10 protein-coding genes are annotated in these 15912 nt (G+C 46.3%); all 10 read right to left on the bottom strand.

The annotated features are described in order from the left end of the window. Positions 1 to 479: 479 nt before the first annotated feature. The 10 genes from L5M40_RS06590 to L5M40_RS06635 all read right to left on the bottom strand — a co-directional run bounded on the left by L5M40_RS06590 (position 480) and on the right by L5M40_RS06635 (position 15762). Positions 480 to 1694, bottom strand: coding sequence for a glycerate kinase (locus L5M40_RS06590; RefSeq protein WP_131525093.1), 1215 nt, complete (start codon positions 1692 to 1694; stop codon positions 480 to 482). Between the two features lie 232 nt (positions 1695 to 1926). After that, complete coding sequence (locus L5M40_RS06595; protein WP_173245672.1) at positions 1927 to 3285, bottom strand: GntP family permease; 1359 nt, start codon at positions 3283 to 3285, stop codon at positions 1927 to 1929. Positions 3286 to 3610: 325 nt separating this feature from the next. Then, complete coding sequence (locus tag L5M40_RS06600; RefSeq protein ID WP_212599872.1) at positions 3611 to 4618, bottom strand: catalase family peroxidase; 1008 nt, start codon at positions 4616 to 4618, stop codon at positions 3611 to 3613. 209 nt (positions 4619 to 4827) lie between these two features. Beyond that, positions 4828 to 6066 carry a sugar diacid recognition domain-containing protein gene (locus tag L5M40_RS06605; protein WP_263175969.1) on the bottom strand — a complete coding sequence of 413 codons (1239 nt, stop codon included), beginning with the start codon at positions 6064 to 6066 and terminating at the stop codon, positions 4828 to 4830. An 8-nt stretch (positions 6067 to 6074) separates the two neighbouring features. Next, the gene (locus L5M40_RS06610) at positions 6075 to 6773 is read right to left on the bottom strand and encodes a uracil-DNA glycosylase family protein (protein WP_263175976.1); all 699 of its coding nucleotides are present in this window, start codon (positions 6771 to 6773) and stop codon (positions 6075 to 6077) included. A gap of 110 nt (positions 6774 to 6883) precedes the next feature. Beyond that, a complete protein-coding gene (locus tag L5M40_RS06615) occupies positions 6884 to 7489 on the bottom strand; it encodes a hypothetical protein (protein ID WP_263175967.1) in 606 nt (201 codons plus the stop codon). Positions 7490 to 7705: 216 nt separating this feature from the next. Next, positions 7706 to 9793 carry an MtrB/PioB family decaheme-associated outer membrane protein gene (locus tag L5M40_RS06620; RefSeq protein WP_263256436.1) on the bottom strand — a complete coding sequence of 696 codons (2088 nt, stop codon included), beginning with the start codon at positions 9791 to 9793 and terminating at the stop codon, positions 7706 to 7708. Positions 9794 to 9805: 12 nt separating this feature from the next. After that, entirely contained in the window at positions 9806 to 10807 is a 1002-nt protein-coding gene (mtrA, locus tag L5M40_RS06625) for a decaheme c-type cytochrome MtrA (protein ID WP_028760483.1), read from the bottom strand. 68 nt (positions 10808 to 10875) lie between these two features. Then, on the bottom strand, positions 10876 to 12828 hold the full coding sequence (locus tag L5M40_RS06630; protein WP_173245653.1) for an OmcA/MtrC family decaheme c-type cytochrome: 1953 nt from the start codon (positions 12826 to 12828) through the stop codon (positions 10876 to 10878). A 402-nt stretch (positions 12829 to 13230) separates the two neighbouring features. Continuing rightward, positions 13231 to 15762 carry an OmcA/MtrC family decaheme c-type cytochrome gene (locus L5M40_RS06635; protein WP_173245650.1) on the bottom strand — a complete coding sequence of 844 codons (2532 nt, stop codon included), beginning with the start codon at positions 15760 to 15762 and terminating at the stop codon, positions 13231 to 13233. Positions 15763 to 15912: the final 150 nt, after the last annotated feature.

Raw genomic sequence — 15912 nt, forward strand, 5'->3', positions numbered from 1 at the left:
GATGCGCGATCAGTGACTCTCAAATGTTCAATCAGCGGAATACCAAAAAGGGAGCTCACTTTACTGCAAGGCCTTTTAGGCATCAAGCACTAAAATTTTGTGTATACCAATCACGTTAAATATCTAATCAGTTCAGAGCCTCATAGGCATCTCAATCCAAGGCGCATTGACGCAGAAATGGTTATTCCCTTTTAAGGCAATGCAACACCGGAGTGGGATGCCTGTGTGGTTCCCGAAGGGCGGCTGATGTTCACTACATGGCAACGCGCTTTATACTGCGTTCAAGGCTTTCGACAGAACACCACTATGCCTTCAAGCCTTCGCCTTGTCTAAAACGCGTTGAACTCCCGCTGAATGAACAAATATTTAATACGATTGGTATTGCCAAAGCGTTGCGGCCTAAATAAGCAAAGGCGCCGTTATGGCGCCTTTCTTCAAATCATTAAACAGAGGGAATTACTTAAGTATTAGTTCCAGTATTAGCGCTGGCCTAACATGAGTACCGCGCCGATATTTCGAGCGGTATTGCAAAGGTTTAGCTTGGCATTGGCTAGCACATCATCAAGTGGACTTAAGTGCGGGATGATAGGGAAGATAGCCGCCATACCGTGATCCAATATGGCATTGGCGTTTTCACCGAGGCAGCCCGCGATACCGATAGTGGGAATGCCCTGCAGTTTGGCTTGCTTTAACACGCCCATTGGGGTTTTACCAAACACGGTTTGACCATCGATGCGGCCTTCACCTGTGATCACTAAATCGGCGCCACGGATTTTGTCCGCAAGGCCAACGGTTTGCATCACAATCTCAACCCCGGGTTTAAGCTCGGCATTTAAAAAAGCCATCACGCCAAGACCCATACCGCCAGCAGCGCCAGCCCCCGCATGATCGCGGTGATCGCTAATGCCATTGCGGGCAATCACATCGGCATAATGGGCAAGAGCGGCATCTAGCTGCTTAACCATCTCGGGCGTCGCACCTTTTTGCGGACCAAAAATTGCCGATGCACCGCGTTCACCGCACAGTGGATTATCAACATCGCAGGCAACTTCGAAGCTGCACTCACGTAAAAGTGGATGAGCGTTTGATACATCGATTTGAGCAAGGTTCGCCAGCGCTGCGCCGCCAGAAGGTAGCGTTTTACCTTGGCCATCGAGCAATAAAATATCCAGCGCTTGGGCCATACCCGCGCCGCCATCGTTGGTGGCACTGCCGCCTAGGCCCAAAATGATGTGCTTTATCCCCCGATTAAGCGCATCACAAATCAGCTCGCCCGTGCCATAACTTGTGGTAAGCAGCGGGTTACGTTGCTCCCTCGGCACATGGTGCAAACCTGAGGCTGAGGCCATTTCAATCACGGCAATCGCGCCTCGATGTGGCGATTTGTTCGTTGGATCTGCACGTGAAATTGAAGCAGAACTTGTATTGATCGCAGCGCTGAGAATACCTTCACCAAGGATGCCATAGTGTGCTTGCACTCTATGCCCCAGTGGCCCCATGACTTCTAAGCTGACAATACTGCCGCCCGTGGCGTCCACCATAGATTGCACTGTGCCTTCGCCACCATCGGCAACGGGTATTTTGACTATGTCGCAGTCGGGGATCACTTGTCTTAAGCCTTGCTCGATTGCGTTGGCCACTTCGAGCGCGCTTAAGCTTTCTTTAAATGAGTCGGGGGCGATAACTATTTTCATTAAAAATCCTACAGCTAAATGGGATAAAACAGGGCTCAATGTTGAACACTAAACCCAAGGCCACTTACGTTGGGCGCAACAACATCCCTGTGCTAAAACTGAGGTGATATAAGGGCATTTATATCCATCACTGGCACATTAATCTGTTGCAATTATTAGGGCGTATAACAGAGATATATCTTGGGCACGGTATGTGCCCAAGGGACAATATTGAATCAAGAACTCATTAATATTAGAGCAACACTAGGCTTAGCACATACACAGTTACCATGGACGTTACACCTTGGATTAGGGTCGCCATAGTTTGGGCTTTATAGGCTTGTTTGACGCTCATGCGGCTAAATTGGGTGACGACCCAAAAGAAGCTGTCATTGGCGTGGGAAACGGTCATCGCACCTGCGCCAATTGCCATTACTGTTAACACTCGGCCCATATCACTACCAAGACCAATATCGCCAAGCATAGGCGCAACCAGTGCAGAGGTTGCGACTAACGCTACCGTCGATGAACCCTGCGCTGACTTAAGCGCTGCAGCGACGATAAATGGCATGAAGATACCGATACCCAGTGCCGACAGTGATGTGCCCAAAAAGTCACCTATAGGCGTGGCTTTTAATACCGCACCAAAAGCACCACCTGCACCTGTGATTAAAATAATCGGCGCGGCAGTGACGAGCCCTTGGCTGATGCGTTCGCTAAATTCGCTGATCTTATTCTCACCCTTTAACAGCAGCAGGGATAAAAACAGGCCAATCATCAGGGCATTAACAGGCTGACCAAGGAACACGAGCGCATCAAACACAGCTTCTTTACCCAAAGGCGCTGAAGGGAAGTTAGCGATAGAACCTAAACAAATTAATACGATAGGCACAAAAATCGGTGCGAAAGCTTTTAATGGACTTGGTAACGTGCCATAGCTTTTTTTCAGCGTTTCATAGTCACTGGCCTGCGCTTTAAGTTCTTCTGCGCCTTCACCATCGGGCTCAACATCGGCAAAGCGGTTTGCCCATAACATACCCGCGAGTGCCGCAACGGCGGCCACAAAGAGACCCACACCGATCACTAAGCCTAAGTTGGACTCTAAGCCTAAGTTGCCTGCGGCGGCGATAGGGCCTGGCGTTGGCGGTACAAAGGTGTGAGTGGCGTACAGACCTGTGGCTAAGGCAACGCTCATGGAGACACTAGAGACCTTCATGCGGTTCGCCATCGATTGTTTCAGTGAGTTTAAGATCACAAAACCCGAGTCACAAAAGACCGGAATAGACACGAGATAACCGATAATTGACATAGTGAGTGTCGGGAAGCGTTTACCTAATATCTTGATCACCACATCGGCCATGGTGATGGCGGCGCCGCTTTTTTCCAGAATAATCCCTATGATAGTGCCTAAGACGATCACTAAGCCGATATAGCCTAAAATATTGCCAAACCCTGTAGTAATGGTTTTAGCGATTTCTCCGCTCGGCAAGCCATAGGCGAAGGCTGCGATAAAGGCGGCCAGAATTAAGGTTAAAAAGGGGTGGAGTTTAAATTTTGAGGTCGCGATAACAATAAATGCAATCACGCCGATGAGAATAAGCACTAAGTTCATAGTTTGTCCCGTTCAGTTCTTGGCTGAAGTTTTTGAGTAAGTTTTTTGACTTATAGTGTAGGGCGCAGTGCTTATTTGGGCCTGAGTCCAAATGAGGGCTGCTTTAAGGTCATCCTATTATTGTGCAGGTATGTTTGAATAGCTTTGGCTAAATCCACGGAATTACCGCGTTATGTTTCGCCATTTTTGTGCTCATGCACAAAAATGCTTAGGTGAATTCGAATGCAGGAGGAGGCGTTTTGTCGGTAAGGGAGGCGCTTGTCGATAAGGATTGGCAAATAGGGCTATTTGCCAATCCTAAACAGGAGGGACTTAACTCGACTCTTTATTGACGACGAATAAAGGATTCTACATAGGCTGCGGTGCGGGCATTGAGTATCGGATCAGCAGATGCAGTAATGCCCTTAGGCAATAACAGTGGGTTAAATATGCCTTTATCACACTGTTGCACTTGGGGATCGCTGTCTCGCTCACCGTTAATCATCACTTGGCCTACCAGTAAACGCTGGCGAGTTTCAGGCCAGATCACAGTTGGGTCATTAATCTCATCCCCCATTTCGGCGAGTTGAATATAAAGGTTCCATTGTGCTGGCTGGGTTTTAATGCGCTCGAGTAATTCCGCCTTTAAAAAATCATCACTGAGATTGGCAAGTTCACTGGCTGACAGCCCGGCAGTACCAGCGACAGGTTCAAAAATCCATTTACCCGCGACCGTTTCACCTTGTTGAACACTGTTTTTTGGCGTGCTGAACAGGAAACTATTTACACCGAAGTAGCGGCTGTTGGCAAAACTTGGGCTGGGAGGCAACTGTTTAACATAGTCGAAAAAAGCTTTGGCGCTGGGTTGATTATCAATAAGCCACTGTTTACCTTCAGGACCTTGTTTCACTTTGGTCTGAAAGTTAAAAAACTCTTCGAGATTTTTGGCAAAGAAAACGGGAACGTTAGTGGTGACAAAGTTAAGATTTTCTTTATCGCCGTCAATTTTGAGTGACATAAAGCGCCCAGCGGTTTTATCTGAGATCTGCGGATTTGTACCGCCGAGGGAAAAGCGGGCTGTGACCTTGATACTATCTTGATTAAAAAATGGAATTGCCAACGTTTGTTGTAATTGTGGATTCGGTTTAAAACTGCCCGAGGTACAAAATCCCTTAGTGTGATTACGCAGTTTGACTTTTTTACCCGCCTCGCGACTTACCGCATCGGGTGTGCCGTTCACGGCATCGACCAGTTCGGGAATGGTTTTCTCGGCCGCGATTAACGAAGGTGAAGTCAGCGCTAAGCCGCTAATGAGACAAGCTTTGGCGAGTAAAGTCAGTTTGATTGAGGTCATTATCATTCCTTTCAATGGACTAAGTAGAGAGCGCTAGCATATCGACGCGATACTATATGAAAGGATAGGAAAGGGGATACGGTATAAATCTTTCAATTAATTTTTTAGTACAGGCCAAGTTTTACTCAATTGATCTGGTCATCAGGTCGGCGCCGTCATCTGCGGGCTTTTTCCTGGCTAATCTGTTGAGTTGCTCAGTCATTTGAGCGTTAAGTTAAGCGAGTCGAAGTATCAATTAATTGCCCAAGATACAGGCTTAATAATCCATGCAGGGATTGAATGTCGGCTTGGGTGATTTGCTGAATTTTATCAAGGCGATATCTCAGTGTATTGCGATGAATAAACAGGGCATTCGCGCATTGCTGTGCATCGCCAAAGTGGGTGATGTAAGCCGCTAAGGTTTTTCGTAATTGGCCGTTTTTATCCGCCTTGGCGAGTTGCTGATAGGGCGTTGCCAGCGCCTGACCGCGCCAGTCATGTTTTAGCCCTGCAAGTAACACTTGTAGAGAATAATCTTCAAATAGGTATTTATTCCCTTCTGCATTGAGCTGCTTACCGAGTGCCAAGGTTTCTTGAGCCGTTTGATAGGAGCGCGCTATCCCACCTTTTTCCGGGAAGAAATGGCCGAGGGCAATCTTAAAGTTTAAATCCATCTGGGCGGGTAAGCGCTGCAATAGCTTATCGATGCGCTGATTTTCAAGCTCAGGATCCCATTGTTTTCCATCTAAAAAAGCTGGCTTTAGGATCACCAACTGCGACATTGAGGTCATGGCAATCAAGTTACCACGGTCAGGGTATTGCAATAGATGTAGCACTTGCTTGAGGGTTTCACTGACTCTGGGGCTACGTTCATCGGCGGGCAGAGTGGATGCCTCTGCTAAGAACAAGGTCGATGGGGTGGTGTCGGTTTTTAAATGGTGTTTCTGGATGTTTTTCTCGCTGATCTCAATAATGGCCGCGACTCTTGGCAGGCTGATATCAATGTCGAGCTGTTTTGCCCAGCGGTGCAACTGTGCATCATCGGTTTCAGCTTTTATCAGTTGCAGAATAAACTCTTCACGCTGGCGATTCTCCCATTGCAATTTATCCTGCAGGTTGGCTTGTTCAACAATCATTTCGGCAGTCATTTTAAGTAACTCACCATAATGGGTGAGCTCACGTGGATCACCGGTAATGCCGACAACGCCGATAATTTGTCCTTGATAATGCAAGGGTAAATTGATGCCTGGCTTAACGCCATGCAGCCCTGAGGCGACTTCTTGACTGATCTCCACATTGCGATTTTGGGCTATCGCCAGCAGCGCGCCTTCGTGGGTTGACCCTATACGCTTAGGGTCGCCTGAGCCTAAAATCACCCCTTGGCCGTTCATCACATTGATATTGTGGCCAATGATTTTCATTGTGCGACTCACAATTTGCTTAGCGATGACAGAGTCAAGTAGATACATACAGGCGCCTAGTGGGGTTGAAGGTTTAACAGGGATGTAATACGCATTCTTAATCTGGGTAGCATATCGCGTTCAAACTCAGGATGCTGCTTAAGCCAAAGATTATTACGCGGGCTTGGGTGCGGCAAGACAAGATACTTAGGCCAATATTGCTGCCATTGCGCGCATGCTTGGGTCACTGTTATTGGTTTCAGTTTGGGGATGGCTGTTACTTTAGCGCTGGTCGAAATTTTACTGCTGGTTGTTTGAGGCTCAGTGATCGGTGAAGTGGGGTTTACGGCCTCGGACGATTCGCGCGGTAGATGATAGTCGATGGCATATTGGCCGAGGATCACAATTAGCTCTATTTGCGGCATTAGGGCGAGCAAGGCCTGATGCCAAGTGGCAGCACATTCGGGGCGCGGTGGTTTATCACCCTGCTTTTTACCGTTTTTTTCGATACTGCCCGGAAAACAAAATCCCATAGGGATAATGGCAAAAAGATTGGGGTCGTAGAATTGCTCCCGCGTGACATTTAACCAAGTGCGCAGCCGTTCACCGCTGGCATCGTCAAAAGGTATGCCTTTATGGTGGGTTTTCACGCCCGGAGCTTGGCCTGCAATCAAAATTCGCGCTTGGGTACTGGCCTGTAATATCGGCTTGGGCGCTAAGGGTAAATGGGCCTGACATAAAGTACAGGCGCTGATTTTTGCCAGCAGTTTGGCCATTGATGCCGTGCATGATGGCGATACAGTTACGCACAGTGGCGATGGCGCTTTAGTGAGATTTGTCTTAGTCAATTTAATCGCTAATTTTATCGTTGCTCATTCATTTTCAATCAGGATTGGAGCATCATCACTGTTTGATATACCCAGTAGCCAAAAAGAGAATAGCCAAGGATTAAACCGATATAACTTAATATCTTAGGAATTTGATTTGTGCTTGAAGCCAAACAAATGTGGGCCAGCACAATCGTAAAGAGGGCTAATGGCGCAATCACATAGCTCAAAGCTAAGATGAATAATGCCCCTAGGCTGATGATCCAATCTGCATTGCGATTGGTGGGTTTATCGATTTGGCAAAGCTGTAGTGGCAATAAAATCAGTCCAATACCGACACAGATAATACCTAAGTTAAGGGCGAAATCACTCCAACCTCTATGATCATAAATGGCTAACGCAATGGCAATTAATGGTACTATTAGTGCGCTTAATACATGGCGTTTAGCAAAAGTGGCGCTGTGATACTGACCCGCAAAAAAGAATAAGCCCTGTAGAAACAGATTGATTAAGGTAAAACCACCGAGGCCTAAAATGATAAATAGGCTCGCTGCGCCACCCGATGGGTCGAACGCCATAGCGGGTAAGGGTAATAGGCTTAGCCCCAATAGTGCAGAAAGTGATAACAGCCACTGAGATTGGGAGATTGAAGAATAAAGGCGCATGGGCTCAGAGGATTAACTAAAAGATTGAATTAAGATCCGCTAAAGTGAGCCAAAACTCAAGGATTAAGGTTTTTATGGGCGGACTTTCGCGCCAGAGTCTGATCTTATTCAAGATTTTTACTGTTATCTGCCATGATGTTATCGCTTTAAAAGATCCTGCTTCGCTTAAACAAAAGCCCGCAACATGCGGGCTTTTCGTGTTATGAACAGTATCGATTAGAGTTTGTAACTCATGCTCAGCATGATCATTTGCGCTGTGTAGTCATGGCTATTGCTGCCAAAGCCTACGACGTTCCAGATCCCATCGACGGCGATATCATTGGCGGCATCATTGTCTTTATAATTCTCAATTTTATAATCCAAGCGCAGCGCCATTTTCTCGGTGGCTTGATATTGAGCATATAAGTTAATGTTGTGCACTTTGGCAAAATAATCGCCATAGTCGCCTGTGATACCTTGTCTGACTTGAGTGTTACTGTCGGAGTTTGAATAAGTGTAATCCAATCCCATGCGTAACTTGTTCTCAAGCAAGTTGTTGTAGCTCAGGCCCGCCCCGACCACATCTACATTATCTTCAATGAATCCTGTCCATGTTGGGGTGCTGTAATTACTGCTTCCCGCTTGTTCAGACTCAATGATTTGATAGTTGTAGAAGGCTGTCGCCAGTAAATCATCGGTGATCATATAGCTGATTTTGGCATCATAGCTGGTGTCTTTTGACTCAGTTAAGCCAATAACTGTGTCAGAGTAGTCATCTAATGCGTAACGGGCACCGAAATCTATGGTCAAGCTGTCGATTGGCGAGTGGGTGACTCGAGCTTCAATCTGGGTTCTGTCGCGGTTAGCCAGATTGTACTTACGTAACAGGCTGTTGGTTTCAGAAGATGTCCATTCAGAAGCTTGATATTGCGAGCCATCACGCTGACCGTAACTGCCCTTAACCCACATATCCCAAGTTTCAAAGCTGTTAACGCGCAAACGTGCCCAAACAGTATTTTCATCCGTGGTTTCACGGTCTTGATAATTACGGTCGTCACGTTTGAAGTCATAGCCGCCATCAAGCTTCAGTCCATGGGTAATACGATAATCCGCCGCCACTTTGAAGCGTTGGCTAGTGTTATCGTAAGGGGTGTTATAGGCCACCTTACCATTGACATTGTTGATGCTGACTTGGGTCCACTCTTCAATTTGAGTATTGTTATCACGGTCGCTATAGTCGTAGCTACCACTTAAGCGCAGTGAGTTAGTCACTTTACTGACGACTTTTAAGTTCAACCCTATGAGGTCAACTTTGGCATCAACGGCCTCTGTTGGCACTTGATAGCCATAGCCTGAAGTGACTAATGCTTGGTCTTGACTCATTTGTCCCGCAAGCACACGACCTGTCAACACATTGGTATTGTCGTTGTATTGACCCATGAGCGACACTGTGTGTGACTGGTTGTCAGGGTCAAGGGCGAGTGTGCCAGAGGTTTGAGCACCAAAAGTTGGATTGAAGGCACTGTCGAAGTTTAACTGGTTGTACTCGTTCTTAAAAATTGAGCCATTGTAGTTAAGTGCAGTGAACCAACGATCGCCTTTGAGTTTAATGCCGGCTTCAATGGAGTCAGTGGTGTAATCAACTGGCTCAGCTAACATCATGGATTGGTTAAAGAATCCACCTGATGTTTTTTTCAAGCCGGTTTTTTCTTCACGCATGTAGCTCACATGCGTACTCCACAGCGATTCACCTTGATAGTCAAAACCTAACCCTGTGCGCTCACGTTTGAGCGACAGTTCTAAGGCATTTAGGTTATCCATCAGTAACGGCATCTGGTTGCTTGAACCCGCAGTTACCCAGTTGTCTGGCAAGGTTAAATTATCGCTGCCGACACCAGAGTAGGGCGTTAAGGCGCTATTACTGTTGTAAGTGGCGATTTGGCGATAGTTTACATTGACATTATACTGGCCCTGTTTGCCCGCATTGACATCTAAACGGCCACCATCCATGCCCAGTTGATAAGCTTCAACGCTGGCTTGATAGCCTTTCTCACCACGGAAGGTGACATCGGCATCAAATTTACCCGCAACTTCGTTTGAAGTCCCAAAGGCATTCGCCGAGCGAATATCCTCTTCGCTGTTGTAACCCACGCCCACACCCACAGTGCCAGACGTACCCGTTTCAACAACGCAGCCTTTACAGCTCCAAGCGGACATTTTGACTTTTTCTGTATTGGCATTGGCTAAGCCATACCCGTCGGCCGCTATTGCAAAACCTGTGTTTGCTAGTAACGCCAGAGTGATCAAATTGAGTTTAAATTTCATTTTCTCGTCTCCTTAGCGCTGTAATAGCTTGCCAGATGGATGGTTTGAACCATGGACCTGACTGTGGCAATTTAAACAGCTTCTTCCACCCGTAAAGGCATTGTCGCCGACGTTTGAACCTAAACCAGTGTTACCTAAGTAAGCATTGCTGGCGTGGCCATCGCTGGCGTGACATTGCTGACACAGCTGCGGTGCGCGGGTTTTCAACATGGCATCATTCACACTGCCATGAGGATTGTGGCAAGTCACACAGTTCTCAGTGACGGGTGCATGTTCCCACAGTTTTGGGCCGCGTTTCTCGGCGTGGCAGGAGTAACAGGTTTCGTTAATGCTAGGCTTGTTTAGATCGGAATCTGTCATGCTCCCATGGGGATTATGACAATCGCTACAGGTCATTTGAGCCCATTTTAGTGGGTGACTCGAGCGTTTATTCATATCTGCTTTTTGCTTCGTGTGACAGCTAGTACAGACTTCCATTTCGGTGTTTTTTGATAACACAGGATCTTTTGCGACATGCACTTGGTGGCATGAGGCACAAGCGACATCGGCATTGTCATGGTGACTACCGTTCCAAGATACGCGTTTATCATCTTGGTGACAGCTCATACAGACACTGTTTTGTTTTTCTGCACTTAAGGTCGATTGCTTACCAAAAGTGATCATCGGCTCGTTGCCGCCTTTATTGTGTTGACCCATAGGACCATGACAGGCTTCACATTGCAGGCCAGCCATTGGGCTCTTTGATGAATCAATGGCGCCATGGACACCTTTGAAAAGGTCCATCACTTTTTCAGATTTTTTGTGGCACATCAAACAAGAATCGGCACCTTTAGGGGAGTAGCTGCCTTCGGCAAACTTCTTATCTAAGGTGGCTTCGACTTGTTCTGGAGTCATTTTGTCATCCCACTTTGAGGCGTGTGCACTCGGTGTGATGCATAAAGACATCACTGCAGACATTGCCATGGAGATGACAAGTGCCGGCAGTAGGTTTTTCATTTTTAGGCTGTTCTTCATAATAGGCTTCCCAATTTGTCCCAACAAAATTCAAGAAAGGGGGAGCGAACTCCCCCTGCTTGGGCAAATTACATCTTCACCTGAGTGTGATCTGTTGGTGTGGGTTTGTGACAGTAGAAACAGGTTTCTGACTGCGCCGCTTGATTGGCTTGAACATAATCACCGTTCACAATCGCGCCCATATTTTCTAAGCCGTGGCCAATAGATTCTGGCGCGTGGCATGAAGTACAAGTGGCAGTGATTGGCGTGGTGTATTTACCAGCAGTTGTTGCCAGAGCGCCTTTGACCTTGAATGCATCTAGGTTGAAGTCGTTATGACATTGGGTACATTCTTTGATGACACCTTGTTTACCATGAACAACGTGTAATTTCATCTCCAACGCACCTTTGTTAGCACCACTTGCATAGGTACCATCAGGGGTATGACAAGCGACACACGCATCCACACCGACGATTGGCTTACCGCTGGCATCTTTTGCATGTGATAGCTGTTCTGTCATCACAAAACCCGCATGGTGGCCTTTGTGAATTTCGAAGCTATCACCGTGACAACCTTGACAGGTACCAAACTCAACTGAGTTAACATGACGCATGCTCGGTGCTTTACCAGACTTAGTGCCAAAAGCTAGTTCAGCTTTCATGCTCGTTGTTGCGCTGTCTGCGGTACATGCGGTTAAGCTTGTACCAGTGCTACACACTTCTAAACCGATAATGGTAAAGGCGGTATCAGTATCGCCTGCACCGAAAGGTAGAGCGGGTGTTGTAAAGACCAATTTACCGTCAACTAAGGTTACACCTTCTTGCAGTGCGCCATCTTTGACTAAGTCTTTCGCTATTTTCGCTTTACCGCTACCTGGACTTGGATTGTAGCCCATGATCGGGAAGTTAGGGCCAACGTTGGTAACAGACTCTAAACGTTTAATCTTATCTTGAACGGTTGCCGCATCAATTGCGTTACCATCTTTGTCTAAGATAGACACGGTTAATACTGCAGTATCATCAGCTTGACCAGCAAGTGCTGCTGACATACCTAACTGAGCGATAACGGCTTTTTTGTCTGCAGTCTTACCTGTGTGCAGTTCTGCAGTCCAATCGCTGTTATGACAGGCGATACAGTTGGAGTTATCTAGTTGTTGTGAGTGGCCTTTACCAGCAGCAAAGTCCACTGCGCTATGGCAGCTTCCACATGAGGCAGCAGTTGGGATACGTGACCAATTACTCCAATCAGGCGTAGCCTCATTTGCTGCGTGACAGCTTTGACAGCTTTCTAATGAGCCTAAGGTGAGGTCTTTGTGTTTAGCGTGAACGAGAACATTGAACTCTTTACCTACACCGACTTTTCCGGCCGTGTGGCAAGTTGCACAGTAATTAACGTCGGAATACGCGCCGCCATGTTTAACATTGGCTAAATCTTGGTGACAAGTATTACAGCTTTCTGTGGCGACAATTTTGCGACTGTATGTTGGCAGTGCACCAGTATCGGCAGTGAAGTCGACAAAGGCGTTACTGTTTGGTACTTGAGTACCATCGGGAAGCGGAGTGTTATAAGCGCGGATTAATACTCGTTGAGCTAACTGTTCGTTATAAGTGACTTTAGTGTTAGCGGTCAGGTTCATACTAAAAGTATAACTGTAGTGACCGTTTTTCTTGTCAACGAAAGTCCCTGGGCATGTTGCAGCTACATCACAGGTTTCATCACCAAAGTATTGCCATTGTGACGCATTACCTGCACCAGTTGCGCCTTGTGGGATTAATTGTGCTGCGGCAAAACGCATTTTTTGTAGGCCAACAACGGGTAAATCATTTTCGTTAGTGACGGTAAACTCAACACTCGGAATACCGTTAGTGACGACAGATTTGTCAAAGGCGAAATTAAGGGTTTGAATCGCTGGAGCAGGTTCGCCACCAGGTTCACCGGGATTACCATCATTACCATCGCTGCCACCACAGCCCGCTAAGGCCATAGTGACTGCACTTGCTGCTAACAGCAGTGCGATTTTAGTTGTTTGTGCGTTCATCATTTTTTTCCCTGCATAGGTTTGGCATTGCTTAAACGCTATGTTCTAGAGCCAACAGATTCTATGTCTGTGTTTTTGGTCACTAGAAGCGACTTAAGTGGATGCTGGAAATAGAATTCCCCAAGGAAAGGCTAACCTAACATGACCTTAAAATCTCCAAGGCCTTTGCTAATGTGTGACTTGGATCTTTCTATTTCTAAAGAGGTATTTAAAGCGAGAGGTAAAAATGATTCTAGAACAAAAAAACAGCGGATTTTATCTGGGTAATGTGCGTTGACTTTATACTATAAAAGCAAGGTTTGAATGGGATTGCTGTTATGTAAATAAAATCCCCCGCAGTGCGAGGGATTTTGCTGAATTTAATGTGAGTAACGACTGATTTGCGATTCGTTACTCGGTTCCATATTAGTATTTCACTGGGTGAACTTTATCCACACCAAATGATTTACCTTCACCATGGCAGGTCGCACAGGTTTCGCTACCAGGAGTATAAGTGCCAGCAGCAGCGTTATATACACCACCATTGGTTTCGAAGTGACCTATCACTGCGCTGTCAGTTGCGGTCGTTGCATGGCAAGATGCACAAGCTGCAACGGTTGGTGAGTATTCACCAGTACTTGCTAAGAACGCAGGTTTATCGCCTAGTGTAGCTAAGCTAAGTTGACCTTTATCATGACAAGCCGCGCAGTTCGCTGGGTTTTCAGGGAAGGTTGCTGCATCTGTTGTTAAACGGCGAACACTGCGAGTATCAGCGTGAATTTGGTGGATCATGACTTTAAAGTCAAAACCACGTTCAAATGGCTTTTTACTGTGAGCAGGAGCGCCATTGTGACAAGCCACACAACTACCATCGGCTAAAGCTACCGCGGTATTAGGTACAGCAGAGTGACAAGTACCACAGCTGTTATCAGGCTTGTCTGCCGCATGGGTCAGCGCATGAGAGGCTGAAAAGTCAGCTTTCTCACCATGACAGTTAGCACATTTTGCTTCAGAGATGACTATGCTACGTGCGGTAACATTACTTGCATCGGCAGAGAATGAAGCTTTATTACTGCCAACAATCACTTCGTAGATTGGTGCTTCAGTGTTACTACAATCAATCGCAGCATCCATCGTTGGATCGAGTTCTGCAGAGTTTGCACAGATCAGCAATTTGCCGTCCATGAAGCCTTTACCAATACTAACAATTTGTTTGTATGGAACAGAACTTGTGCCAATAACAGCTTTAATGCCTGTTAATGTGTATGTTACTTTTGAGCCATTTGGTACCGCTGTTAAGTTAGCGTTAGTCTCAACTTTGGCCAAATTTACAGAAATACGGTTTTCGCTACGACCTAAAGTACCATTAGATGGACGTGGGCCCATGGTGTATTCAGTGCCATTGAATGCCGTTAAGCTGACCCAAAACTCTTTCACTTTAGGATCTTGATGTGGAGCAACATCACTGTGCCAATCGACTGTGAATGTTAACTCTCCTTTAGCCACATCAAATGTGCCATTTTCTAACTTATAGGCATATTCAGTTCGCAGTAACTTAGTGGCATTAGCTTTTGCTAAGTGATATTTAGCGCTGCCTTCTTCACCTTGTTCGGCGTGACAAGAAGCGCAGCCTCCATTTTGGAATACATTGACTAGGTTTGCACCTGGAATACCGTCAATTTCAGGTGTTGCATAGTAATGGAAATAGTTACCAACGAAACCACGGTCTTTTTGACCTTCAGGTGGCGTTAACCATTCACTGTTATCTACTGGATTAAAACCTGACATGTGACAAGATGCGCAGGCTAAACCTTTGTGATGTTTAAAGCTCGCGGCATCAACGGGTCCTTTGTCATCTGTGCTATGGCAAGACTGGCAGTTCCCGATAGAGACAGGCAGAGTGACTCGTTCAGAAACGTCTTTACCTTCACGGTATTGTGGGTAGCCACTTTCAGCCGCAGCTTTAGCCATAGTACCGCTAAAGTCATAAGCCGTTCCGCTGTAACCCACCATAGCGTAAGTACCTTTGTGAATGGCATGAACCATGGCGCCCATATCCAAAGGTGATCCTGTTTCTGGATCTTTACTGTAGCTGGTATGACAAACTTGACAGTTTGCTATTCCGATCCGTCTTCCGCCATGTAGTGCTAATGGCTTAGCAGTAGAAGATGTATCGCTATAATTTGTGCTGTGACACTTGATACAGTTTGCTTCTAAATCGACAACCGTACGCGTTTCCGTCTCTTTAGCTACTCTAAAGTTATCGCTTGGTAAGAAGTCGATATGGCTGTTGACTAACTTGGCATCTTTACTGCCATCGGTTTGAAGTTCTAAAGTAATGCGATGTATTAATGTTGGGTCGTAGGTTAAATCGAGACCTTCAATAGCGGGCAAAGTACTTAAATTGGTTTGGAAGGTATAGCGGTAAACGCCACTATCAACCACTGTTAAACAAGTGGTTTTACAACTAGATTCGATGTTCGCTTGAATAGCATCACCAGGTGTAAATTTCATTTCTTTAGTAATAGGATTGCCAGCGCTATCTTTACCATCGGTATAGCTATAATTTGCAAGACTGCGTGCAGGATCAGCTGCTTTCACTGAGTTGATATAGCTGACCCATTGAGGTGTTTTGTAACCTTTGCCACTTTCAGGGGTAAGTTTTGCAATACCCAATCCGATAGCATTGATTTGAGCGTATTGCTCTAGGCCCGTCACAGGAACGCCATTCGCATTCGTTAGTACTATGTCTACGCTGACAGTGCCGTTGTCAATTTTTACATCTTCAAGTGTGGCTTTGAGTGTGGTGGCTTGACTTATGTCTAAGCCTACCGGACCCGGTTTTCCGTCTTCACCATCTTTACCGTCACTACCACCGCAACCGGCGAGTAGTAGAGAGAGTAAACCGGCACCCAACATCGCTTTTGTTGCGGTATTGAAATTGAACCGTTTCATCATGATATTTCCCTGCAATAGTTGTAATCATCATCAAACGCCTGGCAAATAAGAATAAATCTCATTACCCGCATAAGATGTGTGGAATTAGTTTTCCATCTGTAAGGCTAACTAAGTCACTGGTATTTATCAGTCACTTTAGGCGGGTAATGT

The sequence above is a fragment of the Shewanella sp. SM68 genome (genome assembly GCF_025653925.1).
In the GTDB taxonomy this organism is placed as follows: Bacteria; Pseudomonadota; Gammaproteobacteria; order Enterobacterales; family Shewanellaceae; genus Shewanella; species Shewanella oncorhynchi.

Excerpts from the sequence above, each read along its gene's own strand:
- mtrA (WP_028760483.1), bottom strand. The coding sequence starts at position 10,807 with ATGAAGAACAGCCTAAAAATGAAAAACCTACTGCCGGCACTTGTCATC.
- L5M40_RS06630 (WP_173245653.1), bottom strand. The coding sequence starts at position 12,828 with ATGATGAACGCACAAACAACTAAAATCGCACTGCTGTTAGCAGCAAGT.
- L5M40_RS06635 (WP_173245650.1), bottom strand. The coding sequence starts at position 15,762 with ATGATGAAACGGTTCAATTTCAATACCGCAACAAAAGCGATGTTGGGT.
- L5M40_RS06620 (WP_263256436.1), bottom strand. The coding sequence starts at position 9,793 with ATGAAATTTAAACTCAATTTGATCACTCTGGCGTTACTAGCAAACACA.
- L5M40_RS06595 (WP_173245672.1), bottom strand. The coding sequence starts at position 3,285 with ATGAACTTAGTGCTTATTCTCATCGGCGTGATTGCATTTATTGTTATC.
- L5M40_RS06590 (WP_131525093.1), bottom strand. The coding sequence starts at position 1,694 with ATGAAAATAGTTATCGCCCCCGACTCATTTAAAGAAAGCTTAAGCGCG.
- L5M40_RS06610 (WP_263175976.1), bottom strand. The coding sequence starts at position 6,773 with ATGGCCAAACTGCTGGCAAAAATCAGCGCCTGTACTTTATGTCAGGCC.
- L5M40_RS06600 (WP_212599872.1), bottom strand. The coding sequence starts at position 4,618 with ATGACCTCAATCAAACTGACTTTACTCGCCAAAGCTTGTCTCATTAGC.
- L5M40_RS06615 (WP_263175967.1), bottom strand. The coding sequence starts at position 7,489 with ATGCGCCTTTATTCTTCAATCTCCCAATCTCAGTGGCTGTTATCACTT.
- L5M40_RS06605 (WP_263175969.1), bottom strand. The coding sequence starts at position 6,066 with ATGTATCTACTTGACTCTGTCATCGCTAAGCAAATTGTGAGTCGCACA.